The following is a 24,738-nucleotide window of genomic DNA, read 5'->3' as shown; positions in this document are numbered from 1 at the left end:
CGTCATCGATCCCGCCTGGGCCAGGGCAGCAGCCGCGTGGTGGAGACGATCTCGGTGCGGTCGCCGGGCAGGACGCACTCGGCGATCTCGACCACGCGCCCCGCGGTGTCGATCGAGGTCTTGCGGAGCACCAGCACAGGGAAGCCGCCGGGCACGTCCAGAGTCCGCGCCTCCTCGGGCAGAGGAAGTCGCACGGTGACCTCGTCCACGACCCGGTCGATCTCGATGCCGATCGTGGAGAGTTGGTGCGGCGTGCCGCCCGGCCAGGGCTCGTTCTCCGGCGCGAGGAGGGCGGGGTTGGCGGCGGCCATGTCGTACACGAGCCAGGAGATGACCAGGCTCAGCGGCGCGCTCTCGCCGCGCGCCCAGGTCCGGTAGGTGCGGCACAGCATGCGGGTGCCCTCCGGCACGCCGAACCGCCGGGCCAGCTCGGCCCCCGCCGGGGCCGAGCCGAACTCCGTGGAGAACTCCAGCTCTTCACGGGACAGCCCGGTGTCCCGTTCGGCCGCGCCGGCCCGGCGCCGCTCGTCCTCGGGGAGGAGTGCGCGGTCCTTCTCCCACTGGTAGCGGTCCGTCGTGCGCCGGAGTCTCCGGCGACCTGCGGTCACAGGGATTCCCTTCCCCGTGAGAGCGTTCTACGCCGCGAGCGCGTGAGTGTTCCGCGCCGGGACGCGCGCCCCAGCTCGCTGGGCGTGACATGGTACGCCGGGCTCTTCCCCGGCGCCCTGGCGGCGGGCTCCCGCCGTGCGCCCGTTGCATGGGGCGGCGTCGCCGTGTCGGCGCGCTGCGCGCGTCGTCGGCGTTACGGCACCGTCAGCGCGGAGATGATCTTGCTCATGGTCTTCTCGCCCGGCTTGTGCTTTGCCAGGTTCTTGCGGAGCGAGGTGAGCTTGGTGTCGTCCGCGGCGTAGGGCCGGTACTCGATGACCTCGCGCGCCCAGCGGTCGGCGTTCGGCACCCCGGCCGCGTGGAGCGCCGCGACGAGCTCGTTCTCGGGGGCGTTGTTCGCGGAGACCTTGCCGGTCTTACCGGTCTTAACGGCCTTCTCGGCTCCCTTCGCCGCGGCGGCGGATGTCGCCGCCGTCTCCGACGCCCCGTCGGAGGAGGAGCTGCTGCCGCAGGCGACGAGCGAAGCCGAGGCCGCGATCGACACCACGGCCAACATCAGCTTGGCTGATCTCACTGTGTCCGTCCTTCATGTTTGTGGTCGTACACCTGAAGGCTGGGGGGACACGCCTTTCGGATCTCTGCCGACCATGAATACCAGCTCGGACACGCCGGGTTCGGAGCCTAATCTCGGTGTCGGGTCATTCCACGGTCAGGGGACGACATTTGTGATCTCCCCGCAGATTGCGCGCGGCCGTGACGACGTTCGCGAGGGCCGCCTCGACCTCCTCGTACGTCCGGGTCTTCAGCCCGCAGTCCGGATTGACCCAGAGCCGGTGCGCGGGCAGCACCTTCAGCGCCGCGCGGAGCGACTCCTCGATCTCCTCGACCTCGGGAACGCGGGGTGAGTGGATGTCGTACACGCCCGGGCCGAGCCCGCGCTCGAACCCGCCGACCGCGGGCTCGCGCAGCAGCCGCGCGTGCGAACGGGCCGACTCCACGCTCGTCACGTCCGCGTCGAGCGCGTCCACCGCGGCGATGATCTCATCGGCGTCCGAGTAGCACAGGTGCGTGTGGATCTGCGTCCGGTCGCTCGCGCCCGACGTCGCCCGCCGGTACGCGTCCACGGCCCACGCGAGATAGCCGTCCTGCTCGGCGCGGCGCAGCGGCAGCAGCTCGCGCAGCGCGGGCTCGTCCACCTGGATGATCGAGAGGCCCGCCGCCTCCAGGTCGCGCACTTCGTCGCGTACGGCGTCGGCCACCTGCGAGACGACGTCGCGCAGGGGCAGGTCGTCGCGGACGAACGACCACGCCACGATGGTCACCGGCCCGGTCAGCATCCCCTTGACCGGGCGGTCCGTCAGAGATTGCGCGTACGTGGCCCACCGCACGGTGATCGGCTCGGGGCGTCGCACGTCGCCGTACAGGATCGGGGGCCGGGTGCAGCGGGAGCCGTACGACTGGACCCAGCCGTGCCTCGTGACCGCGAAGCCGTCGAGGTGTTCGGCGAAGTACTGCACCATGTCGTTGCGTTCGGGCTCGCCGTGGACGAGCACGTCCAGGCCGAGCCGCTCCTGCACGGCGACGGCGCGGGCGATCTCGTTCCTGACCAGGGCTTCGTAGGCGGCCTCGTCGAGGCGCCCGGCGGCCAGCGCCGCTCGCGCCTCGCGCAGCTCACCGGTCTGCGGGAACGAGCCGATCGTCGTCACGGGCAGCGTCGGCAGCCGCAGGTGCTCCGCCTGCGCCGCCGCGCGCACCGCGTACGGGCTGCGCGGGGGACAGGGCGCGGCCGGTCCCGGGGAGGGGGGCGAGGGGGTGGCGCGGCTTTCGGCTCCTCGGGGCGCGCCGTCCGGGGCGGAGGCGAGGAGGGAGGCCAGCTCGACCACCTCGGCGACCTTCTGCTCGGCGAAGGCGAGGCGCTCCCGCAGCGCGGGATCGAGGTCGGTTTCCCGCTCCACGTCGTACGGCACGTGCAGCAGAGAGCAGGAGGTCCCGACGACGACGTGCGCGGCGCGCTCCCGTACGGCGACGAGGGCGGCGAGCGCCCGGTCGTGGTCCGTGCGCCACACGTCGCGCCCGGACACCACGCCCGCGACGACGGTCTTGCCGCTCAGATCGATGTCAGGGGCGGGCAGGGAGCCGCGCACGAGATCGAGGCCGATCGCCTCGACGGGCGTCTCGGCGAGGACCGGCAGCGCCTCGCCCGGGTCCCCGAAGTACGTGGCGACGAACAGGGCGGGCCGGGCCGCCACCGCGCCGAGCCGCCGGTACGCCGTCCGTACGGCGGCGAGTTCCTCCGCCGAGCGGTCCGCCACGAGCGCGGGCTCGTCGAGCTGCACCCAGGCGACACCCTCGGCGGCGAGCGCCGCCAGCAGCCGCTCGTACGCCGGGAGCAGGTCGGGCAGCCGGTCCAGCGGCGCGAACCCGGCGGGTGCGTCCGGGGCCGGCTCCGACAGCAGCAGGAACGTCACCGGGCCGAGCAGGACGGGACGCGTGTCGTGGCCCAGTGCGCGGGCCTGCCGTACCTCGGCCAGAGGGGCGTCGCCCGCGAGACGGAACGCCGTGTCCGGGCCGATCTCCGGCACGATGTAGTGGTAATTCGTGTCGAACCACTTGGTCATGCGCAGCGGCGCGATCCCGGCCGCGCCCCTCGCCATCGCGAAGTAGGCGTCCTCGGGAGGCAGCCCTCGATAGCGCTCCGGCACCGCGTCGAACAGCACGGCCGTGTCGAGCACCTGGTCGTAGTACGAGAACGTGCCGGACGGCACCGCGCCGAGGCCGAGGGCATGGAGCCGCCGCCAGGTGTCCTCGCGGAGCCGGGTGCCGATCTTGTCCAGTTCGTCGTACGCGGTCCGGCCGCTCCAATAGGACTCGAGGGCGTGTTTCAGCTCACGCGCCGGGCCGATCCTCGGATAGCCGAGGACGGTGGAGGCGGGGAAGGGCGACGGACGTACGGCGGTCATGGCGACTCCCTGACGAGACCGCGGCGCGCGGTCGGGCGGAACGGACGAGCGCATCCTGCCCACGCCGCCGCGCCCCGTCGCCGATCAATTGCCCTTGCTTATGGCTGGGCTTCGGCACTCTTGCGGAGCAGCAGGTGCGCCTGGGGGAAGCCCCGCGTCGTGTCCTCACGTCCGGCGAGGATCAGCCGGGCCACCTCGACCATCCCGGTCTCCCGCAACAGGCCCACGACGTGGTCCGGCGACCACCGGTAGGCGAGCGCCACCTTGTGGTCGAACGGCTCCGGCTGCGCCGACGGCTCGTCGTGGGCCTGGAAGCTGAGCAGCAGGAGGCCGCCCGGGGCGAGCACCCGGTGGAACTCGGCGAACGCCTCCGCCACCCGCTGCGGTGGCGTGTGGATGATCGAGTAGCGGGCGAGCACGCCACCAAGGGTGCCGTCCGCCAGGTCGAGCTCGGTCATCGAGCCGACGTCGAACCGCAGGTGCGGGTGGGCACGGCGGGCCAGATCGATCATCTCGGGCGACAGGTCGACGCCGAAGGCGGTCAGCCCGAGCGTGTGCAGGTGGGCCGTCACGTGCCCCGGGCCGCAGCCGATGTCGGCCACCGTGCCGTCACCGCCGGCCCGTACGAATCCGGCGAACGCGGCGATCATCGCGCGGTCCAGGTGCTCTTGCTCGAACAACGGGCGGGCGAAGTCGGCGTAGGTTCCGGCGAGCCGGTCGTAGGACTCACGAGTGGTGTGCAGATGGTCGGCTTCAATCATGGCCGGGCATCCTAGCCCCGATCGTCTCGGGCGCGGCGGCTGCTTGATCCATTGCCGTCGCTTATGGATCAGCGGGCGATACTGGAGCATGGATCCCAGCCCTCCCGTGCGCGACATCCGGTGCTTCGCGCTCGTCGCGCGTCACCGCAGCTTCTCGCGGGCCGCGGCCGAGATGGGCATGTCGCAGCCGGCGATGAGCCAGGCGATCGGCCGGCTCGAACGCGCGCTGCGGCTCCGGCTGTTCGAGCGGACCAGCCGGGAGGTACGGCTGTCGCCGTCCGGGGCCGCGCTCCTGCCGCGCGCGGAGGCGCTGCTGGAGACGGCGGACGCCTTCGGCGCCGAGGCCGCCCGGCTGGCGGCGGCGCAGCGGCCGGCGATCCGGCTGGCGTACGCGCCGCTCGTCGGCGGCCTCGCGGCACGGGTCGCCCGGCGGCTGGCCCGCCGCCGACCGGCGATCGGCGTGGAACTGCGGGCGGCGGGCTGGAGCGCCGCCACCGCCGCCCTGGAGGCCGGAGACGTGTCCGCGGCGATCCTCGGCGCTCCGTTCCCGCTGGGGCTCACCACCGCCGCGCGGTTCCACGTACCGGTCGGCCACCTGGCGGTCCCGGCGGGGGATCCGCTCGCGACGGCGGCGACGATCCGTCCGGAGCGGCTGCCCGGGCATCGCGTCCTGGCGCCGCGCAACCGCCCGCCGGGCGGCATGTGGTCCCGGCTCGCCGGCCTGCTGGGCGGGCCGCACCGGCTCCACGCGGTGGCGGACGAGATCGACGACTTCGCCGCGGCGCTCGACCTCGTCGCGGCCGGCGTCGGGCTGCTGCCGGTGCCGCAGTTGGTCGTGGGCTCGATCCGCCGCCACGACGTGCGCTTCGTGCCGTTCGACGCCGGTGACCTGCGCATGACGTACGGGCTCACCTGGCATCCGGACCGGGTCTCCGCCGAGCTGATGGCCCTGGCCCGGACGGTCCAGGAGTCGCTGTGGACGAGGTAGAGCGCGCCTGTCGGGGGCCGCGTGACGCCGCGCATGAGGCACGCAGGGGAACGGCGCCGGTCGTTGCGCGGAGCCGCACTGGAAGTCGGAGCGCGGTCGCCGGTCAGGGCAGCGGGAGCTCCAGGGTGATCGTCATGTGGTCGCTCGCCCCTGAGCCGGTGGAGTAGACCCCGCGCATCGCCGCCACCTGGGCGCGCAGCGGGGTCGCCGCGGCGGCCCCCTCGTCCGCCCTCGCGTCGTCGGCGGGCACGCCGTCACAGGAGACGGTCAGCCGCAGGCTCCGGCCCGTCGTCATCGCGACGGAGATCTCCCGCGCGCCGGCCACGCGGCCGAGCGCGTCCAGCAGGACGCGGTACGCGAGCCGGGCGGTGTCGTCGGGCACCTCTCTCGTCGGCAGCGCCCACACCTCCACGGGGACGGCCAGGCGCTCGGCCCATCCGGCGAGCAGGGATTCCACCGCCCGCCCCAGGTCGCGTCCCGTGACGTCACCTTCCGATGCCGCCGTATCGAAGATCGAGACCACCTGTCCACCTCCGTGAGCACACCCGCGCGTGATCGGTACGCCGGGTACCGCGGCCGTCACCGCCCCCGCGGTCCGCAGGTCGGAGCTGGGCGATTATGCCGAGTTTTAATGATCAATCATGATGCGTCCTGTTTGGTAGGGACGCTTGTCCTGATTTCGGCGGGATGGATACCGAGCCGAGTGCCGCCCCGGCGGGACCCGCGGCGCCGTGATCAGAGCAGCCGGGCTTGTGCCGGTAACCGGAGCCGGGGATCCGCGTCCGCCATGCCGACGGTGAACACCACGCGACCTGTACGCCTTGATCGTGCGGGAACCCGTCACTACCCTGCCCCTGCTGATTCGGCGGATCGATTTCCGATAGGTGGAGCGCGTGACGATCACGAAGACGATGGCCGGTCTGTCGGCGGCGGCGGCCGTCCTCGCCTGCGGCGCGGTGGTGAACGCCTCGCCCGCCGCGGCCTCCGGCGCACCGACGGGGACGGCCGCGCTGCCGAAGTGTCCGCTGGTCTTCGGACACGGCGGCTACCCCGAGGGTGCGAACGGCTGGGCGAAGGACCAGGTGCGCCAGCCGAACAACCTCCGGGGAGTGGACGACCAGAAGGCCTGGGGAGCCAACGGCGTCGAGGCTGACGTTCAGCTCACCAAGGAGGGGACGAAGGCGGTGATGTGGCACAACACCACCACCAATGGCCTCACCGGTGGCCAGCAGAAGATCACCGATATCTGGTGGGCGTACGGAGCGGGGAACCTGAACAGCCGGCGCATCAACCGCGGTCCGTACAAGGGGGAGGGGGTCTACTCGCTGCGGCAGTGGCTGGACCACGTGCGGTCACGGGGACTGATCGCGCTGCTGGAGATCAAGCCGGAGACGAAGAGCATCCTTAGTGATTCCCGGTACGCGGCGCAGGCGTGGAAGGAGATCTCGGACCCGATCAAGGAGCGGCAGGGCTCGCAGCGGATCATGGTCTACTCGACCGACTCCTGGATCCAGGGGGAGCTGGCGAAGCGCCATCCCGCGCTTCTCAAGGGGGCGGCCGCGCGGTGGACCGACAGCGTGCGATGGAACGAGCCCGCCCCTTCCTGGAGCGGCAACGCGTCCCAGTGGAAGGCCGTGCTCGACCAGGCCCCGCAGAGCGTGATGACGAACTACACGAAGGAGTATCGGGCCTGGCTGCGAGGCAGATGCCAGTAGCCGCGCGGGCCGGGACCTGGGGAAAGGGAGCCCGCGTCCCCGCCCCGGTAAATCAGGTCGAAAAGGGATTTTTCTGGGACATCGATAAACAAACAGTGCTACTGCCGAAGTTGTGGCGTTCCGGTGGCCGGGCCTCCTGAATTTCCCCGAAAAGCGCCGCAAGGCTGACATCTTTTGATATCTGCCCATTAGGATCATCTCGTTCGGTCCCTGATCGATCGAGCGGGAGGAAGCACTGTGTCCGAGGAGTGGAGCCCGGCCGAAGGCGGGCAGGAGCGGGCCCCGGCCGGCATCGACATCGCCAGGCCGAGCGTCGCGCGCGTCTACGACTTCATGCTCGGGGGCAAGGACAACTTCGCGTCCGACCGCAAGGTGGCCGAGATGGCCCTCCAGATCGCGCCGGACGCTCCCCAGGCGGCCCGCGCCAACCGCGAGTTCCTGCGCCGGGTCGTCCGCCACCTGGCCGCCGAGGCGGGCGTGCGACAGTTCGTCGACATCGGCTCCGGCCTCCCGACGCGGGGCAACGTCCACGAGATCGCGCAGGAGGTGGACCCGGCGGCGCGCGTGGTCTACGTGGACAACGACCCCATCGTCCTGGTGCACGGCCGGGCGCTGCTGGCCAGGAACGACACCACCATGGTCATCCAGGCCGACATCAGGCAGCCGGAGGAGATCACGGGCCACCCGGACCTGCGGCGGCTGATCGACTTCTCCCAGCCCGTCGGCCTGCTGCTGTTCGGGATCCTGCACCACCTGAACGACGACGAGGCCCCCGAGAGCATCGCCGCCCGGCTCAGGGACGCCCTGCCCGCGGGCAGCTTCGTGGCGATCTCGCACTTCCACAACCCGGGGGCGGCTCACCCCGAGGTCGCCGAGCAGGCGGCCGCGGCCGAGAAGCTGTTCAACGAGAACCTCGGCACCGGCCGGTGGCGTACGCGCGACGAGATCCTCGCCTATTTCGGGGACTTCGAGCTGCTCGACCCCGGCCTGGTCCCGCTGCCCGAGTGGCGGCCGGGCCCCGGTGACCAGGCCGCGCAGGGGATCACCTATCACACGTTCGCCGGGGGCGTCGCCCGGAAGCCGGACTGAGCCGGAGCGGCCCGTCCGGGGGTGTACGTCTTAAATGTGGCGGATGACCTTGGCCGGGTTGCCCACCGCGACGACCCCGGCCGGGATGTCCCTGGTGACGACCGCCCCCGCGCCGATCACACTGTTCTCGCCGATGGTGACGCCGGCGAGCACGATCACGCCACCGCCGAGCCAGACGTTGTCGCCGATCACGATCGGCTCGGCCGCCTCCAGCTTCGCGCGGCGCATGTCCGGATCGACGGGATGCGTCGGCGTGAGGAGCTGGACGTTCGGGCCGATCTGGACGTCCGCCCCGATCGTGATCGGAGCGACGTCCAGCGCGGTCAGACCGTAGTTGGCGAACGTGCCGGGGCCGATCGTGATGTGCGCCCCGTAGTCCACGTACAGCGGCGGCCGGATGTGGGCGTCCGGCGCGATCGAGCCGATCAGCTCCTCCAGGATGGGCCGCGCGGCGTCCGGGTCGGTGGCGTAGACCTCGCCGTACCGGTGCGCGAGGAGGATGGCCCGCTTCGACGCGGCGGCCAGATCGGGATCGTCCGCGATGTAGAGGTCGCCCGCCAGCATCCGTTCCCGGTTCGTACGGCTGTCGCCCGCGAAGAAGTCGTCCACGCGACTGACCGTATCCGGATCCCGGCCCCGCCCGCACCCGGGCGGGCGCGGCTCAGTTTCCGGCCGTGGCCTGCACCTGCGGAGACGCGTCCTTGATCTCTCCGAGCGCTCGTACCAGGTCGCGGGACGACAGCCAGAGCTTGTACATGATCGCGGCTTCGAAGAGCAGCAGGAGAGCCGCCGCGCCGACGGTGACCGGGACGATGAGCCCGAGCACCGGGCCGACGATGAACACCGCCATCTGGAACTCGATGCCGCTGACCAGGTGCGTCCGCACCCGGTGGTCGCGCAGCCATTCACGGACGCCGATGTACCAGGCGAACCGGCTGCGGAACTCCTCCTGCAGGTCGACGACGTCCAGCGTGCGGAGCCTGATCTCGTCGGCGTCCAGGTCGGGGTCGCGGTCGAGATCCAGAACCGTGTCCAGGTCGGGGTCGTCACGGAGCAGCCGCCGGGGCAGGGCGGGCGACCCTCCGGCCGAGGCGGACTCGTCGTACGCATTCTTGAGGGTCCGCCGCATCTGGCGCCGTACCTTCGCCACCTGGAGCGCGTCCACGTAGCGCAGCATGTCGAGGAAGACGACCCCGATGCCGAGGAGCAGGTAGAGGTCCTCGCCGGTCGCCTGGTACTGCCCCCACATCAGGGCGAGGGCGCAGACGAGCACGCGGATCCGGTCGAAGACGTAGTCGAGCCAGCCGCCCAGCGCGGTTCCCGTGCCCTTGAGGCGGGCGATCTTGCCGTCCATGCAGTCGAGCACGAAGCTCAGGTGGTACAGCGCGGCTCCGGCGAGTAGCCACGCCCGGTCCGCCGCCAGGAAGCACCCGGCCGATCCCAGGCCGAGCAGGAAGGCGCCCCAGGTGATCTGGTTGGGGGTGATCGAGGTACGGTTCGCGGTCCCGACCACCAGGCGACCCGCGAGGGGGTCCACCAGGAACACGGTCCACCACGCGTCTCGTGCCTTGTAGGTCCGTGACCGTACGTCGTCCAATGTGAACTTCATGCCGGAAAAACCTCGTGATCTGGTCCCTCGGTCGGAACCGCTCCGGCCTGGGGATCGGCCGCGACTCCGGAACGACGAAATGCCGAAAATTCGGTCAATTCCCGTTTTGATGGGTTGAGGGATCGTGGTGCGTGCAGGGGGATGGTGCGTTGGCCGCGATTACTGACCGGCGAGTCGAGTCGTGTGCGCGGGGCGTCGATGCCTCGGCCGGTCGTCGCGGTCCTGGATAAATCAGGAAATGTCAGAAATCGTCGTCCAAATCGTCCAGGTAGTCCGTGTCATCCGGATATCCATCCTGGTGAAGTGCGTGAGCGTCGTCTCCCAGGTGGAGGTCGTCGTCGGCTCCGAACAGTGTCGCCATTTGCTGAAAATTCATCGCAAGCATCCAACTCGGTCCCTTGGGTGGCGTTTCATCTGACTCTTCGCCATCCATTCATTAGCTCACGGAATTTCGTCGCCCGCACGGCGTTTCCGGTGAACGGCTCGCTTTTCCGGCGTACGGGTGCGCCGACCGTCGCGTCCGCCTCGAAAAATCTGGAAATCTGCCGGAATGGTGCGAAAAATCGCGATGTGATGTGGAGTGGGTGAGGCGACGGGCTCGGCGCGCGATCGCGCGAGGAGCGCGCCGTCGCCGGATCGCGTCGGCGCATAGGAGGAGCGGCCATGCGCGGGTGTCCCTTCTGTGGGGGTACACCCTGTACTCCGCTGGAGGGTCGATTCGTATTCACGCGTCGTCGCGTAGTCGGGTGCGGCGCCCGCCGCCCGGCTGCTGGATCAAGGCAGGCAGGCAGGCAGGCGGGCCGACGCGGCCCGCCTGTCGTCCGGCGGATGCAGGCTCAGACGCAGCCGCCCGGCTTCAGGGATTTGGACCAGGCCGGAAGTTCGTCGGTGATCTGCGGACGGGTGACGGACCAGACTTCACGCCCTAGTCCCGGCGCGAGTTCCTGGCCGCCCAGGAAGACGTAGGAGGTCTTGTCGAAGATGAAGGATTCGCGGCCCCGGTCGTCCACCCGGGTCACGGCGATGCCCGTTTTGCCGGTGGCGTCCGTGAGCTCTTCCGTCTCGATGCCCGGCAGGGTCGCGGCGATCTTGAAGATGGCCGCCTGCAGCTTGGGCGGCATCGGGTGGGCGAGGACGCCGAGGGCGCGCCAGATCTGGGTCGCGGTGTCCTTTTTGAGGACCATCTCCTTACCGTGTTCGGCCAGTTTGTGCCGGAGCTGCTCCTGGTCGGTCGGCCACCCCCGCAGGTCGGCGTAGGTGAGGCGGTCGTGGCCGGGGCACCGGGTTGCGAGTTCCTTGTACTCGCCGCGACCGCGATGGGGGCGGGACTTCGACGGCTTGCCCCAGCTGAGTCGTGGGCGGGAGCCGTCGACGGAATCCCAGAACTCGCCGTTGATGCGGCGCGGACCGGGATCGGGAACCCCCTTCTCGGGGCGCGACTCCGCGATCTGCTCGTAGTGGAGGTACTGGTCGTCGCGGGGTTCCGGCCACGGGGTGGCGATCGCGGCCTCGGCCGCCAGCCTCAGCACCTCGGCGGCGCTCGCGGGCGCGGCAGGCTTGAACGTCTGGACGGCGATCACTCCTGCGGTCATCGCCGCGACCAGGCCGCCTGCCAGCATCAGGCGCCGCAGGCCGGCCACCCGGGCCCGGGGCCGGCGCTTCGTGCGGGCTTCGGCCAGGAGGGCGGTACGGGCGGGGGCGAGGCGGTCCGCCGTGGGGTGTGCCTTGTCGGCGAACAGGTCGCGGAGTTCGGTCAGGTCGGTCCGTTCATTCATGAGGTCTGCTCCGTCGTGGGGTCGGTGCTGCCGAGGGCGTTGCGGACAATGGCCCGCGCGCGGTTGAGCCGGGAACGGACTGTTCCGATCGGGATGGACAGGGCGTTGGCGACCTCCTCGTAGGTGAGGTCGGCCCAGGCCACGAGTAAGAGGACGTCGCGGTCGCGGGCCTTCAATGAGGCGAGCGCCTGGGCTAGAGGGCGGCGTACGGCATGCGCGCTCGCCCGCTCAAGAGCTTGTTCCGCGGAGTCGTCGGCGTCGGGAAGCACGCCCATTTTCGAGTACGCCTTATAGCGATGTATCTCGGTGCGCTGATGCCGGCGGATGAAGTTGGTCGCGATGCCGTACAACCAGGGGAGGGCCCCCAGACGGGCGGTGTCGTAGTCGCGGCGCTGCCTGAACGCGGTGAGGAACGTCTCGGAGACGACGTCGTCGGCCGTGTCGTCGCCGAGCCGGCGGGCCACATAACGGTGGATGTGTCCTGCGTGCCTGTCGAACAGCAAGGCGAAATCCTCGGGATCTCGCCACGACCGTTCGACCAGGGCGGCGTCAGACAGGGTCGTACTGAGCGGCATGGGGTTGGGCCTTCCAAAGGAAGTAGTGTCGCCCGTCTTTCACACGAGTCAGGAAACGAGTTCACGGGACGCTGCCGACCGCGCGGAGGCTCGGGTGAAGGCCAAGAGCGCGCGCAAAGATCCGCCGCCGCGGCCAGGCGCGGGAGGACTTCGTGCTGGAGACCGTCTACTCGGACGCCGACGCCGCCCGGCTGCTCCCTCGCCTGCTCAAAGGCCGCACCCGCGGCCCGGTCTTCATTACCCACCAGGCGTTCTGACAAGGCAAGGTCGTCAACCCCGCGACATCTGCCCCGACAGCGGCCTGGCCATCCAGCGACTTCTCGCGCATACTCCCGCTCGGATGTCCCATCTCAAACGAGTTGGCGTGTGACCGTGCGGCTGAGCTGCGGCTCGCCAACCTATGTGAGACAACGCGAAAGCGAATGCCTCAATGATTAAGGCGTGCCGAGGCAGATGTCTCAGGCCACTTGGCGTGTGATCATGAGCTGGCGAGCGCTGTCCCCGCTGTTCTGGACTCATGTCAACCACTACGGTCGGTCTTGTCCGGCGGGGAGCGGGAGACCGCGCCGGCGACCGGCGACGCCGGGCGGCGACCGCATCCGCCGTGATGCTCTGAAGGAGGCGTCAGCGGGCCTATCCGCGTCCGGAAGGGCTCAAGCGCAAGCAGGTGAGCCTGAACCGGACGCGGTCCTTGTCGCCGGTCAGCGGGGGCGGAGGGTTCAGGTCGCGGCGCTGGGTGTGCCCTCGAAGACCTTGTCCAGGAATCCCGACAGGTTGACGACGGCGCGGACGACCCGCTCCTCGACCGTGAGCGTCTCGAACGTCGTCTCCAGGTCCGCCCGCTTCTTGCCGCGTACGTACAGGGAACAGGCGAGGTCCGCGCAGATGTACGTGCCGACGGTGTTGCCCTGGCGGCCCGCCGCTCCGACCCTGGGCGCGGTGAACAGGGCGACACCGGTGCCCGAGTGCGCGGTCAGGCAGATGGAGCAGATCGTGCTCTTGGTGATGCTCCTGCGGACGTCCTGGGCGAGGCGCAAGGTCACGCCGACGACCCCGCCGTTCCGCTCAGCGACGATGTAGCCGCGCTCAGGGGCGCCGGGGTCGCGCCAGCCGAGGAAGTCGAGATCGTCCCAGGGGAGATCCGACAGCCCTTTGGGCAGGTTGGCCCGGCGGGCGTCACCTTTGGAGCAGTTCACGAAGGATCCGCGGATCTCTTTGTCACTGATGGGCTGCATGTCACGACTCCCCGTCGAAGCGGACGCCGTGCGGCGGCGGACCGCCCTCAGGCCATACGCGGCCGCACGGAACTTGCTATGTCTTATAGGTTTAAGCCTAGGGATCCTAGGCGTACAGGCGCAAACGAATTTCTCGGCCCCGATTGGCGGACCGACGGCGCGCGCCGATCCAGGGGATCGAGAGGCGCGACGCTCCGGCCCTCGGATGACGGGTACGTCGGTCTGGCCCGGATTATGGGAGCTGACTACGCCTACGCGCCGCGTGACGCCAAGGGCCCGGATGCCCCGACGCTCCGCATCGCCCGGTGCCGAGCCTCGCGCCGCCGGTGCGGCCACCATCGGGGTGAGCGCCACCGACACGTGCCGCCCCTGTCCCGCGCGATCGCGCGCCGGGTCCGTTCTCCACAAGGCGGGGACCGATGCACCTCCATTGCTACTCCTGGACGGGCGCGGGTGAAGACCGGGAGTTGGAAGGCGAACGCCGCCCGCCGCCTCCGCCCGCCGACGCCGACGTGTTCCTGGCGTCGCCGCTGCCCCCGATGCGTACGTGCGACTGGCTGCTCAAGCCGGCGCAAAGGATCGACGCGTCACCGGCGACCGTACGGGAGGCCGTGGAGTGGCTGGCGGACCGCTATCGCGCCGCCGAACCCTCGTTCCTGCGCCCCGAGGACGAGGCCCGCATCGGGCTGGCCGTACGGCTGGCGTTCGCGGAACAGGATCTGGGCTCCGGCGTGGACGTGCAGTGGGGGATCTGGCTGACGGCCGGACGATTCTTCACCTGCGCGGTCATCTGCTGCTCGCCCAACCGGCACGCGGACTACCCATGTCCCGCCCACTGACGTCGCAGCCGACGAGTTGCGGGCCGACCGAGCATCCGGGGGCCGCACGCGCGGCCGCCGTCGACGGGACTTCGGAAGCCACCAGGAGGGCACGCCGCCACGAGCGCTTGGCACGATTCATGCCATTCGCGCGCGGGTCAGGAGATCCAGTAACGAGCAGGAAGGACCTTTTCGCGGTAGTGGCCTGCTCCGTCCGGCTCGACGAACCATGCGTTCCGATCAGGAAGGACGCCGAGCACGTCGTGGAGCCGGGTGCCCACGTAGTGCAGAGCGACGCCGTCCTCGGTCGCGTGCCCCGGTGGGAGTTCGCCGCGGCCGACGAGTTCGCGGTAGCGCGTACGCCTTGGCTGCTCGTCGAGGTCGTCATGGACGCCGTTGCTGAACGGCAGGAAATCCAGCCTGCTCGTCAGATTCAGTACGCCAGAGCAGTCGCCGAGAAGCGAGCGCACCCGGTGATGGATAAGCAGGTGCCGCGCCGTACGTCGCGGTGACAGGATGCCGAGATGGACTCGATCCTGCGTGCGGCGGGCGATCTGTTGGACACCGAACTATCGGATCCGATCGAGCTGGGCGGCAGCCGGCGCAGCACCGTGGTGCGCTGCCGTACGGCCTCCGGCGGCAGTGTGATCGTCAAGGCGTTCTCGGGTGAGCCGGAGGGGCTGCGCTCCTTCGCGTCCGAGGCGGCCGGGCTCTCGCTGCGGCTGGCCGGTCCCGAGCTGATCGCGGTGGACGCCGCGGTGCCGCTGCTGGTGTTGGAGGATCTCGGGGACGCGCCGACGTTGGCCGACCTGTTACTCGGGGACGATCCGAAAGCCGCGGCCACGGGCCTGCTGGCCTGGGCTCGCGGACTTGGACGGCTGGCCGCCGGATCCGTGCCGAAAAGGGCGGATCTCGCGCGACTGCGGGCCCGATATGACAAGGGCGTGCCGTCCTGGGAGGACGAACCGTGGATCGAGCGGAACTTCGCCGACCTGCTCGCACTACTTGACCAAACCTCAGTCGCAGTGCCGAAGGGACTGGCCGGGGAACTGGCGGAGATCGGGGCGGTCGGGGCGGAATATCTGGCGTTCACACCGGGCGACACCTGCCCGGACAACAACCTGCTGACCCAAGACGGTCTCCGCCTGATCGACTTCGAGGCCGCCTGCTTTCAGTCCGTCTTTCTGACGGCCGCGTACTGCCGCATGCCGTTCTCCACCTGCTGGTGCGTCTTCAGACTGCCGACCGGGTTGGCGGAGGGGATCGAGCGTGCCTTCCGCGCGGAGGTCGTGAACGCGTACCCGGAACTGGCTGGGGACGCCGTGTGGCAGGCCGGGGTGCGGCGGGCGATCGTGGTCTGGACGGTCGACGCGACGGTGGCGCTGCTGCCGCGCACCCTGGAGGACGGGCCGCTTCACCCCACTCGTCGGCCGGTTCCCACGAGGAGGCAACTGCTGGAGCATCGTTGGGGGATGGCGAGCACCCTTGAGGAGTTTCCGGCGCTCGCTGCGACGATGCGGACGCTGCTGAGAGATGTCGCCAGAGGGTGGGAAACGCCCCCGCTGCAGGGATATCCCGCCTTCAGCGAGCTGGGCTCCGATGACCTTGTCCAGGAGCTTTGCCCATCGGAGCCGAGTCCGGAACGGACCGTGTGATGCTCTCTGCCGGGCCCCTGATCCCTATGAACGCGATCCGGCGGCTCATATGCTGCGGACGTCCAGAGCCGTCGGAAGCGTGGGGACCATGGTGAACGAGGGATCATCACGTGCTCGCCGAATTAGAGACGGCGCCCGGATCGGCGTGATTCTGGCCGTCGCGTCATTGGTGAATTACCTCGCATGGCTGGGATGGGACCAGGAAAGAGATGTCGAGCCGGACGGCAGTCTCAGCGGCCCCTATCAGCCGTGGCAGGTGGCCGGGTTGGTCGTCGTCATGGGAATCCTCGCCGCCGTTTCCGGACGGCGCGGTCATCCGTGGATCGGCACGATCAGCGTCGCGGGTGTCATGTGGGTGTCCTGGTCGGTCAACGCACTCTTTTCGGATAACAGCGGACTCTGGGTCGTGGGTGCGGCGGCGCTGCTGCCCGCCGTCTTCTTCGGCGTCAGCCTCGTCGCATTCCTGACACCGTTGAGGAAAACCGCCGGTCGAGAAGGTCGGCGCGCCGAGTGACGCACGGCGGTCGCCTGGCGCACGTGGAATTCGTGGTGAAGCAAGCGGGCTGCAAGCGGGCTTCGCACAATGGCTGTCATGAAAGTTCCCCCCAGCGGACGCCTCAGCGTGCCACTCCGGCTCGCCGCCGGTGCGACCCTCGTGCTTCTGACCGTCACCGGATGCGGTGCCGGCGTCAACACGCTCCGGAACGACCAGTCCGTTCCGGAGCGCGCGACCAGCGCGGCCACCGCCGAGACCACCCCGACCGCCGAGACCGCCCAACCCGTGGAGAACAGCGAGCCGACCGAGCCGACCGAGACGGCCGGTCCGGCTCAGGCCCAGACGGCTGTGCAACCGGGTGGGGCCCTCGTCGACGGCAGCACCGTCGCGGCCGAGCTCACCCGGGCCGGGCAGAGGGACAAGTTCACCCTGGACCTGGGTGACGCCAGGGAGTTCTACGTCACCGACATGGCGGGCGACGACATCCAGTTCCAGGTGTTCTCCGAGGTCGACGGCCAGCCGATCAGCCCGGCCGGCGTCGCGCTCAGCGCGGGCACGGCGTCCGTCAAGTTGACCAAGGCGGGCAAGCACCGACTGGAGATCTTCGGGAACACGAACGTCATCGGGCCGTACAGCTTCCGGATCGCGACGGTGAAGGTCCGCACGTTCCAGGCGACGATCGGCTTGCAGATCGGCGAGGGCAGTCCGGCGGGCGCGGGGCGGCTGGACGTCCCGGGACGCATCGACCGCTTCGAGTTCGATGCGGACGGCGCGTCGGCCATCAAGATCATCGGTGGGGCCGGGGCCTGCACGGCCATCGAGCTGGAGCTCACCGATGCCGCGGAGAAGAACATCGCGAGCCCGCGGCAGCCCGTCCCCCTCTGCGGATACGAGTTCGACATGCCGCTCTCCAACGGAGACGGCCGGTACGCGATCGTGGTCCGATCAGGTACGGCGAAGACCGGGCCCTACTCGTTCCAGATCGTGCGGGCGGGCTGAGCGTCCGTCCGGGCATCTGATCGCTGGTTATGGGCCTGCGCCGGTCCGCGTCAGGACCGGCGCAGGCTCCCGCGATACTCAAGCGCTCCGGCGCCCTCCTGGCCCACGAAGTCCAGCGTCGCCGAGTCCTTCAGAGTGAGGGTCATGTCCCCGCCCAGACACAGGTCCCGCTGTGCACGGGTCAGGTCGAGGACGTTCCCATCCCTGACCCGGGTCACCGTGACCTGCTGCTCGCAGGCACCGGCACGCCACGTCCCCGTCGGCTGGTCACGTAGCAGGGTGAGCGTGACGTCGGCGGTCTTCTTCCGATCGTCCTGCGAGACGACCTGGCCGGTCCACGTTCCGGCGAACGCCTCTGGAACTCCGCCTCCCGCGTCGGCCGGGGGCGGCGTCGACGATGCGGTGGAAGGCGGTTGCCCGTCTGCGACCGAGCGGGACCCGGCGTCGCCGCCGCTGTCGGTGCCGCTGTCGGTGCCGCTTCCGGTGCCGGTGCCGGTGCCGCCCCCCGGCCGCGCCGCGCCGTCGCCGGAGGAGCCGCCGAGCGTCCCCGTGGCGTACAGCACCGCCGCCGCCACGAGCGCCGCGGTGACGCCGGTGACCGCGATCAGTACGGCACGCGTCCGCCGGGGCGCCGTATCGGAACCGCCAAGCCGGCGGGTTGGGGCAGGGCCGTACGCGGGTCCGGGCGGACTCTGGGCCTCAGGCGGTGCAGTGGGGAGCGGTCTGGTCGGCGCGGGACCGGTCGCGACCGGAACCTGATCCGCCGCGCCGCTCCAGTCAGAGGGAAGGTAGGCGGTGGGCACCGGTCCGACGTCGGGGACCGTGACGGTCGCGGCTCCGGGGTCGACCAGGCGGATCATGAGCGCCCGAGCGGAGGGGCGTGCCTCCGGGTCCTTGGCCAGGCAGACGGCCAGCGTCTCCCGCAGCGGCGACGGGACGTCCGTGAGGTCGGGCTCGTCGTTGAGAATCCGGCCGAAGATCGCGGCCACTGTGTCGTTGCCGAACGGCGCCCGCCCGGTGGCGGCGTAGACCATGGTCGCGGCCCAGGAGAACACGTCCGCCGCGGGCGATCCGTGCACGCCCTTGAGCTGCTCGGGAGCCATGTACGGCGGGGTGCCGGACAGCGACGAGGGCATCGTGTTCGCGTCGAGCAACTGGGCGATGCCGAAGTCGACCACCCGCGGGCCGTCCGGGCCGAGGAGCACGTTGGCCGGTTTGAAATCCCGATGGACGACTCTCACGCTGTGGATGGCGGTGAGCGCGGTAGCCGTGGCGATCACCAGGCGATCGAGGTCGCCCCCTCTCAGGGGACCTTGTTCACGCACCCGATCCTGCAGTGAGGGGCCCGCGATGAACTCGCTCACGACGTAAGGGGCCGACCCGTCGGTCTCCGCCGCCAACACCCGGGCCGTGCAGAAGGGAGGCACCCGAAGCGCCGACTGCAACTCCTTGGCCAACCGGCGGCGCGAGGCGGGATCCGCACTGCTGCGAAGCACCTTGATCGCCACCGGCTCGCCGGAGCGGCTCCAGCCTTCGTAGACGATGCCCTGCCCGCCCTCGCCCAGCCGCCCGACGACCTCGAAATCCCCCAGTGCGCGCGGGTCTCCCGGCTCCAACGGGCCAGCGGGCATCGGCTCCTCCATGCGCGGTGATCCCCTCACACTAGCGATGCGAGACCCGGCCCACCATGGTCGTCCGCCAGGGCGATCCCGAGATGCCGGCAAGGACGTTGTCGGCGAGCCGGGACGACGGCTCGGGCCTCTTCGAGATTGTGATCAAGGACACATTCGCGTTCCGGGGAAGCGGGTCCGGAAGCGACGCTGAGATGCCCGCGGCCACCTCTGAGTGAGGGGCTGCCGAGCGACGGCCGGTGCCCGGAGGCGGCTGGTCTCGTGATGTCAGCGCGCCTCTCCACAGCCCTCTCCGCGACCGCTGGAGTGCGGGGAAACGGCATCTGACCAGCTCTTATATAGCCTCCACATCAATACGATCAGAAACGCCGGATCATCGCTTGAGGGAGACCGAGTGAACCGAACCATCCGCACGATTGACGACGTCCTGGACCTGCTGGACCGGCTGTTCGCACCCGACGCGGACCGGTGGACGGGCAACGCGTCGTCCTGGTGGGACGACTTCTACGCCGATCGCGGGAAACCGGTCCCCTTCTTCGCGAGCAAGCCGGATGAGAGCCTGGTGTCCTACATCGAGCGGGGGCTGCTCAAGCCGGGGCGAGCGCTGGATCTCGGGTGCGGACCCGGCCGCAACGCCATCTACCTGGCCTCGATGGGCTTCGAGGTCGACGCCATCGATCTCTCACCGACGGCCGTGGCCTGGGCCGAGGAGCGTGCCCGGGAGGCGGGTGCCGAGATCCGCTTCCACTGCGGCGACGCCTTCACCGCCGACCTGACGCCCGGCGGATACGACCTGGTGTACGACTCCGGCTGTCTGCACCACCTGCCGCCGCACCGCAGGGTGAGTTACCTGGCCCTTTTGGATCGGGTGCTGGTCCCCGGCGGTCATCTCGGTCTCGGCTGCTTCGCCGCCGGGGCGATGGGTTCCGAACTGCCCGACGAGGAGTTCTACCGCGAAGCCCGTCTGCACGGCGGCCTCGCGTACACGCCGGACGAGGTGCGCTGGATCTTTTCCGACTACGCCGAGGTCGAGATGCGCCGGATGGAGGAGCAGCCGGCCGACGCCCCCGTCTTCGGTGCTTCTTTCCTGATAACCGCCCTGTTCCGCCGTCCCGCGGGCGACTGACCCGTAGTCCACAGCCGTGCGCCCGTTCTCCAGATCGAGGCTCGGGTGGGCGTAACCGATGAGCTGCGGACCCCGCGAGCGACGGGCCAGGTCCAGCGCGAGGCTCCGCCAGAGCCTTTGTGCCCCATCACCGCCGGCCGATCTTTCAATGGCGGCGACCGGGAATCCTCTGAACCACCGTGAATTTCCGGCGCCGCCCCGCACTAATCGTCTTCGGCGTTTCCCGGCAATGACGAAGCGGCGCACAACTGACCGGCGGGACCCTGTTCGAGGTGGTCTTCATACACCCCGACCTTGAAGGTGATCAGGTCCAGGCATTGGGTCAGCTTCTCGATCTGGGCGACCACGTGCTCCTGGTGTCGGCGTAGCAGCGTGAGCCGCTCCTCCTCGGTGCCGGACCCCTGCCTGACGAGTTCGGTGTACTGGCGGATCGTGGGCAGGGGCATGCCCGAGGCGCGCAGGAGGATGCAGACCCGCAGCCACTCCACGTCGTCCTCGTTGTAGAAACGACGCCCACCCGGTCCGCGTCGTACGGGATTGGCCAGGATGCCTTCACGCTCATAGAAACGCAGCGTGTGCACGCTCAAACCGGTGCGTTCTGCGACCTGTCCGATGCTCAGATCCTGTGCGCACGGTGTTTCTGGCATGCCCCCAGAGTAGGGGGTTGCCCTAGAGCCGACTCTAGAACCTAGAGTTCGGCCACATGATCACCCCCACCACCAAGGGAGCATGACCATGCGTTACCGCGTCCTCGGCGGTACCGGCATCGAAGTGAGCGTCCACTGCCTCGGAACCATGATGTTCGGCGCTGTCGGCAACTCCGACCATGACGAATGTGTCCGCATCATCCACTCGGCCCTCGATCACGGGATCAACTTCGTCGACACCGCCGACATGTACTCGGCGGGCGAGTCAGAGGAGATCGTGGGAAAGGCGCTGCGCGGCCGTCGTGACGACGTCGTGCTCGCCACCAAGGTGCATTTCCCGATGGGCGAGGGCCCCAACCGGGGCGGCAACTCCCGGCGATGGATCATCAAGGAGGTCGAGGAGAGCCTCAAGCGCCTGCAGACCGACTGGATCGACCTCTACCAGATTCATCGTCCCGACCACACGACCGACATCGAGGAGACGCTCTCCACGCTGAGCGACCTCGTACACCAGGGCAAGATCCGCGCCTTCGGCTGCTCCACGTTCCCGGCCGATGAGATCGTCGAGGCGTATCACGTCGCCGAGCGCCGTGGCCTGCTGCGCTTCAGGACCGAGCAGCCGCCGTATTCGCTGCTGGCCCGGGGCATCGAGACCTCCGTGCTGCCGGTCTGCCAGCGTCTGGGAATGGGTGTGCTGACCTGGAGCCCGTTGGCCTCGGGCTTCCTGACCGGCAGATATCGCAAGGGACAGTCCATCGATCTCACCACCGGTCGCGCGGCGCTGACGCCGGCGCGCTTCGATCCTTCGCTTCCCGTGAACGCCACCAAGCTGGACATCGTCGAACAGCTCGTCGAGGTCGCGGACGGCCTCGGCTGCTCGCTGCCCGAACTGGCCGTGGCCTTCACCGTGGCGCATCCCGGCGTCACGTCGGTGATCACCGGGCCGCGAACGATGAACCAGTTGGAGTCGCTGCTGAAGGGCGCCTCGCTCACCCTCGATGACGCCGCCCTTGACCGGATCGACGAAATCGTGCCGCCCGGGACGAACATCTACCAGCCGGACGGCGCCTGGCGCCCGCCGGTGCTGGCCGACACCGCCCGCCGTCGGCGCCCGATCGCCGGCCGTTCCGCCGCCTAGCCGATTCCTGAGCGCCACCCGCACGGAAACGCCCGCCACCGCGTTGACGCGTGCACGGCTGGCGCCTCCCTTCCAGGACTGTTGTCAGCACCGGCGTCAGCAAGGTTGCCGTTCGGCGTGCCGCGTGCTCACACGGTCTTGACGGCGCCGCCGTCGATGAGGTGGTCCGCTCCGACGATGCTGGCCGCGTTGGGGGACGCGAGGTAGGTGACCAGCGCCGCCACCTCCCAGGGCTCGATCAGCCGGCCCGTCGACATGCCCATCCAACCGGACAGCTGGTCGATCAGCTGGTCCAGTTCCATGCCCATCGACGCGGCGAGCGCCGCCCCGTACCCCTTCTCGCTCTCCCACAGCGATGTGCGGACGGGGCCGGGGGAGATCGTGTTGACCCGCACGCCCTGCGGGCCGAACTCCTCGGCCAGCGCCTTCCCGAACGCCGTCAGGGCCGCCTTGGCCGTCGTGTAGGGGATCGGTCCCGCGTGTGGCGTGCGCGCGCCGTTCGAGGAGATGTTGATCACGCTTCCGCGGCGGCGGAGGAGGCTGGGCATCGCCGCCCGGGTGGCGCGGACCGCGCTCAGGAAGTTGAGGTCCCAAGCCTGCCGCCAGTGCTCCTCTTCGAAGCCCAGGAAGCCACCCGTCTGCCCCTCGCCGCCGTCGCCTCCTCCAACGTTGTTGACGAGCACGTCGATGTCGCCCACCTCGTCCAGCGCCCGCTCGATCAGCGCGGCCGGCCCGTCGGGTACGGACAGGTCCACCGGCAGGGTGATCGCGCCGGTCGCGTCCAGCTCGGGGGAGACGGTCCGCGCTCCGGCCACGACCCGCATGCCCTCTTCTGTCAGCGCCCTCACGATGGCGAGCCCCACGCCCCTGCTCGCGCCCGTCACCACGGCGATCTTGCCGTTCAACCGCATGTCCATGCAGATCATCCTCACCGATTGGCGTCACTGTAGACGCGGCGAACGTATTAGATGCAACATAGATGATGCAAGTTAGGCGCTCATCTGTCGTTCCGCGTTACTGTTTCGCGAGAAGGGAGATGCACGTGGAACTGCAGGACCGCCCGCTCCGTGCGGACGCACAACGGACCGCACAGGCGATCCTCGAGGCCGCTGAGCGCACGCTCAGCAGGAACCCGGCGGCCTCGATGGAGGAGATCGCGGAGGCGGCCGGCGTCGCCAGGACCACGGTCCACCGCCGCTTCGCCAGCCGCGAGGCGCTGGTGGGCGCGATGACCCGATGGGCCGCCCAGCGGTTTCACGCCGCCGTGCTGGCTGCCCGCCCCGACACCACGCCGCCACTGGTCGCGCTCTACCAGGTCACCGCGAACGTCCTGCAGGTCAAGATCGGATGGGAGTTCGCGATGAGCCGCCCGTCGTCCGATCCGGAGGTGGAGCGCATCCACGCGGAGGTGCGCGACGGGTGCGATCGACTGCTGAAGCGCGCACGCGACGCGGGGCTGCTCCGTGCCGACGTCGACCTGGACTGGGCGCGCCGTGCCTACTACGCGCTCATCCACGAGGCGACGCGGAGCGGCCCCGAGGTCGTCGGCGGCACCGACGCGCTCGCCACGCTCGTCGTCGACACGCTCCTCCATGGCGTCGGAGCCGGCTCTTCCGTCCTGAGGAGCACGTGACGACCGGCGTCGGCACCGGGCCGCTGTCCCGAACCGCGACACGAGGCCACAGAGCCCGGCGCCACGTAGTCGCCCGAGGAAGTGGGTTACGCGGCAAGGGAAAGGCGTAGTGAGCGTGAATACGGGGTCAACCGGTACAGAGGACGTGCGCGCCCGGCGTGTTCGCGCCCAGCTCCTGGATCGGTCGGGGAACGGCGGGGCGGTCGGGGTCGTGCGACACCTGCTGGCCGTGCAGGCCCAGGACCCGGGCGCGTTCCCCTTGGCCTTGCGGGCGCGGATGTCAGGCCTGACGGCCTGGGAGTTGACCGCGACCCGAGAAGCCGGCGCGGTCGTGCGCTGCTGGGGGCCACGGGGCACTTTGCACCTGATCGCTGCGGATGACCTTGATTGGCTTTATCCCCTGGTCAAACCCGCTCCGGCCGGTTCGCTGCGCAGGTTGCGGCAGCTCGGCGTGGACACCGACACCGACAGAGCCGTGAGCGTGACAGAGTCGGCCCTGGCGGGTCAGGGCCCGCTCACCAAGCCGGAACTGGGCGGACGACTGACCGAGGCGGGGCTGCCCGCGCAGGGACAGGCGATCGTGCACCTGGCGATGCTCTCCGCGGGGTCGGGGAAGGTAGTGCTCGGCCCGGAGCGGGACGGTAAGGCGACCTACGTTCATGCCGGTGACTGGCTGGGTTCGCCTGTCCCCACGGACGTCCCGGACCGTGAGACGGCCATGCGGAAGCTGGTCGTACGTTACCGCCGGGCCCATGACCCCGCCGGTCCCCCGGATCTCGCCGCGTGGTCAGGCCTGCCGCTGCGTGAGGTCGAGCGAGCCTGGCGTGAAGCGCCGGACTCGGCCGAGGAGGACCCACGCTCACAACCAGGCCGTGAGCCGGTCGTACGACTGGTGCCGGGATTCGACGAATATCTGCTCGGCTGGCGGAGCAGGGAGCACGCGGTCCCCGCTCCCTACCGGGCGCTGATCCATCCGGGCGGCGGCGTGATCCGATCGGCGCTGCTGCTGGACGGCCGGGCGGCTGGTACCTGGCGAACACGCCGTACGGCCGGACGCATCGACATCACCGTGGAGCCGTTCGAACCTCTGCCGAAGGCAGTCCTGCCGGCCCTCGCGGCCGAGACCGAGGACATCGGCGTGTTCCTCGGGCTGGACACCCGCCTGACCGTCATGGAGTGAGCTCCGAAGTGGTGGGGCCGGCGGCGGATCTGTCCCCGTGCCGTGTGCCCCTCCTCCTCCGCATCGCGATGCACTCCCTGGACACCGCTCCGTTCGCGC

Annotated in this window: 25 protein-coding genes; 11 read left to right on the top strand and 14 right to left on the bottom strand. The window is 69.9% G+C overall.

Annotation, left to right across the window (positions count from 1 at the left end; genetic code table 11):
- Positions 1-2: 2 nt before the first annotated feature.
- The 4 genes from AWQ68_RS03890 to AWQ68_RS03875 all read right to left on the bottom strand — a co-directional run bounded on the left by AWQ68_RS03890 (position 3) and on the right by AWQ68_RS03875 (position 4,330).
- Positions 3-608: a UTRA domain-containing protein gene (locus tag AWQ68_RS03890; protein WP_066934744.1), complete on the bottom strand. Its 606-nt coding sequence runs from the start codon at positions 606-608 to the stop codon at positions 3-5.
- A gap of 194 nt (positions 609-802) precedes the next feature.
- Complete coding sequence (locus AWQ68_RS03885; RefSeq protein WP_218006760.1) at positions 803-1,183, bottom strand: hypothetical protein; 381 nt, start codon at positions 1,181-1,183, stop codon at positions 803-805.
- 124 nt (positions 1,184-1,307) lie between these two features.
- A complete protein-coding gene (gene metE / locus AWQ68_RS03880) occupies positions 1,308-3,569 on the bottom strand; it encodes a 5-methyltetrahydropteroyltriglutamate--homocysteine S-methyltransferase (protein ID WP_066934739.1) in 2,262 nt (753 codons plus the stop codon).
- Positions 3,570-3,667: 98 nt separating this feature from the next.
- Positions 3,668-4,330 carry a class I SAM-dependent methyltransferase gene (locus AWQ68_RS03875; protein WP_066934737.1) on the bottom strand — a complete coding sequence of 221 codons (663 nt, stop codon included), beginning with the start codon at positions 4,328-4,330 and terminating at the stop codon, positions 3,668-3,670.
- A 106-nt stretch (positions 4,331-4,436) separates the two neighbouring features.
- Here AWQ68_RS03875 and AWQ68_RS03870 point away from each other — a divergent pair, with 106 nt between their 5' ends.
- On the top strand, positions 4,437-5,318 hold the full coding sequence (locus tag AWQ68_RS03870; protein ID WP_066934735.1) for a LysR family transcriptional regulator: 882 nt from the start codon (positions 4,437-4,439) through the stop codon (positions 5,316-5,318).
- 103 nt (positions 5,319-5,421) lie between these two features.
- Here AWQ68_RS03870 and AWQ68_RS03865 read toward each other — a convergent pair whose 3' ends face one another.
- Positions 5,422-5,841 (bottom strand): sensor histidine kinase, encoded by a 420-nt coding sequence (locus AWQ68_RS03865; RefSeq protein WP_066934732.1) that lies wholly within the window; start codon positions 5,839-5,841, stop codon positions 5,422-5,424.
- A 370-nt stretch (positions 5,842-6,211) separates the two neighbouring features.
- Between AWQ68_RS03865 and AWQ68_RS03860 the strand changes: the two genes are divergently transcribed.
- Positions 6,212-7,033: a glycerophosphodiester phosphodiesterase gene (locus AWQ68_RS03860; RefSeq protein WP_245655732.1), complete on the top strand. Its 822-nt coding sequence runs from the start codon at positions 6,212-6,214 to the stop codon at positions 7,031-7,033.
- 237 nt (positions 7,034-7,270) lie between these two features.
- On the top strand, positions 7,271-8,122 hold the full coding sequence (locus AWQ68_RS03855) for an SAM-dependent methyltransferase (protein WP_066934731.1): 852 nt from the start codon (positions 7,271-7,273) through the stop codon (positions 8,120-8,122).
- A gap of 30 nt (positions 8,123-8,152) precedes the next feature.
- On the opposite strand, the gene AWQ68_RS03850 is transcribed toward AWQ68_RS03855, so the two are convergent.
- The 5 genes from AWQ68_RS03850 to AWQ68_RS03830 all read right to left on the bottom strand — a co-directional run bounded on the left by AWQ68_RS03850 (position 8,153) and on the right by AWQ68_RS03830 (position 13,316).
- Positions 8,153-8,686, bottom strand: coding sequence for a sugar O-acetyltransferase (locus AWQ68_RS03850; RefSeq protein WP_157544940.1), 534 nt, complete (start codon positions 8,684-8,686; stop codon positions 8,153-8,155).
- A gap of 97 nt (positions 8,687-8,783) precedes the next feature.
- Positions 8,784-9,731 (bottom strand): CDP-alcohol phosphatidyltransferase family protein, encoded by a 948-nt coding sequence (locus AWQ68_RS03845; protein ID WP_066934726.1) that lies wholly within the window; start codon positions 9,729-9,731, stop codon positions 8,784-8,786.
- Between the two features lie 836 nt (positions 9,732-10,567).
- Positions 10,568-11,506, bottom strand: coding sequence for a CU044_5270 family protein (locus tag AWQ68_RS03840; RefSeq protein ID WP_066934724.1), 939 nt, complete (start codon positions 11,504-11,506; stop codon positions 10,568-10,570).
- Positions 11,503-12,009 (bottom strand): RNA polymerase sigma factor, encoded by a 507-nt coding sequence (locus AWQ68_RS03835; RefSeq protein WP_306306768.1) that lies wholly within the window; start codon positions 12,007-12,009, stop codon positions 11,503-11,505. Before AWQ68_RS03835 ends, AWQ68_RS03840 begins: the two co-directional genes overlap by 4 nt.
- Positions 12,010-12,800: 791 nt before the next feature.
- Entirely contained in the window at positions 12,801-13,316 is a 516-nt protein-coding gene (locus tag AWQ68_RS03830) for an FBP domain-containing protein (protein ID WP_066934719.1), read from the bottom strand.
- Between the two features lie 419 nt (positions 13,317-13,735).
- Here AWQ68_RS03830 and AWQ68_RS03825 point away from each other — a divergent pair, with 419 nt between their 5' ends.
- Positions 13,736-14,155, top strand: a complete 420-nt coding sequence (locus AWQ68_RS03825; protein WP_157544856.1) for a hypothetical protein — start codon at positions 13,736-13,738, stop codon at positions 14,153-14,155.
- Positions 14,156-14,292: 137 nt separating this feature from the next.
- Here the strand turns inward: AWQ68_RS03825 and AWQ68_RS42005 are convergent, their stop codons facing one another.
- Entirely contained in the window at positions 14,293-14,604 is a 312-nt protein-coding gene (locus AWQ68_RS42005; protein ID WP_157544854.1) for a type 1 glutamine amidotransferase family protein, read from the bottom strand.
- A 54-nt stretch (positions 14,605-14,658) separates the two neighbouring features.
- Here AWQ68_RS42005 and AWQ68_RS03815 point away from each other — a divergent pair, with 54 nt between their 5' ends.
- The 3 genes from AWQ68_RS03815 (at position 14,659) to AWQ68_RS03805 (ending at position 17,284) form a co-directional block, all read left to right on the top strand.
- Complete coding sequence (locus AWQ68_RS03815) at positions 14,659-15,789, top strand: protein kinase family protein (protein WP_066934709.1); 1,131 nt, start codon at positions 14,659-14,661, stop codon at positions 15,787-15,789.
- A gap of 88 nt (positions 15,790-15,877) precedes the next feature.
- Positions 15,878-16,303: a hypothetical protein gene (locus AWQ68_RS03810; protein WP_157544852.1), complete on the top strand. Its 426-nt coding sequence runs from the start codon at positions 15,878-15,880 to the stop codon at positions 16,301-16,303.
- 78 nt (positions 16,304-16,381) lie between these two features.
- Complete coding sequence (locus AWQ68_RS03805) at positions 16,382-17,284, top strand: hypothetical protein (RefSeq protein WP_157544850.1); 903 nt, start codon at positions 16,382-16,384, stop codon at positions 17,282-17,284.
- 50 nt (positions 17,285-17,334) lie between these two features.
- Here AWQ68_RS03805 and AWQ68_RS03800 read toward each other — a convergent pair whose 3' ends face one another.
- Positions 17,335-18,915, bottom strand: coding sequence for a serine/threonine-protein kinase (locus AWQ68_RS03800; protein ID WP_169808850.1), 1,581 nt, complete (start codon positions 18,913-18,915; stop codon positions 17,335-17,337).
- Positions 18,916-19,309: 394 nt separating this feature from the next.
- Here AWQ68_RS03800 and AWQ68_RS03795 point away from each other — a divergent pair, with 394 nt between their 5' ends.
- Positions 19,310-20,041 (top strand): class I SAM-dependent methyltransferase, encoded by a 732-nt coding sequence (locus AWQ68_RS03795; RefSeq protein WP_066934698.1) that lies wholly within the window; start codon positions 19,310-19,312, stop codon positions 20,039-20,041.
- Positions 20,042-20,244: 203 nt separating this feature from the next.
- Here the strand turns inward: AWQ68_RS03795 and AWQ68_RS03790 are convergent, their stop codons facing one another.
- Complete coding sequence (locus AWQ68_RS03790) at positions 20,245-20,688, bottom strand: MerR family transcriptional regulator (protein WP_066934695.1); 444 nt, start codon at positions 20,686-20,688, stop codon at positions 20,245-20,247.
- A gap of 88 nt (positions 20,689-20,776) precedes the next feature.
- Between AWQ68_RS03790 and AWQ68_RS03785 the strand changes: the two genes are divergently transcribed.
- On the top strand, positions 20,777-21,826 hold the full coding sequence (locus tag AWQ68_RS03785) for an aldo/keto reductase (protein WP_066935549.1): 1,050 nt from the start codon (positions 20,777-20,779) through the stop codon (positions 21,824-21,826).
- A 128-nt stretch (positions 21,827-21,954) separates the two neighbouring features.
- On the opposite strand, the gene AWQ68_RS03780 is transcribed toward AWQ68_RS03785, so the two are convergent.
- Positions 21,955-22,743, bottom strand: coding sequence for an SDR family oxidoreductase (locus tag AWQ68_RS03780; RefSeq protein WP_066934692.1), 789 nt, complete (start codon positions 22,741-22,743; stop codon positions 21,955-21,957).
- 125 nt (positions 22,744-22,868) lie between these two features.
- Between AWQ68_RS03780 and AWQ68_RS03775 the strand changes: the two genes are divergently transcribed.
- Entirely contained in the window at positions 22,869-23,459 is a 591-nt protein-coding gene (locus tag AWQ68_RS03775; protein WP_245655731.1) for a TetR/AcrR family transcriptional regulator, read from the top strand.
- A gap of 115 nt (positions 23,460-23,574) precedes the next feature.
- Positions 23,575-24,639 (top strand): winged helix DNA-binding domain-containing protein, encoded by a 1,065-nt coding sequence (locus tag AWQ68_RS03770; protein ID WP_169808849.1) that lies wholly within the window; start codon positions 23,575-23,577, stop codon positions 24,637-24,639.
- Positions 24,640-24,738 lie beyond the last annotated feature (99 nt).

The organism is Microtetraspora fusca (genome assembly GCF_001570365.1).
GTDB classification, from domain to species: domain Bacteria; phylum Actinomycetota; class Actinomycetes; order Streptosporangiales; family Streptosporangiaceae; genus Microtetraspora; species Microtetraspora fusca.
This window is presented reverse-complemented; position numbering and strand designations above follow the sequence as displayed.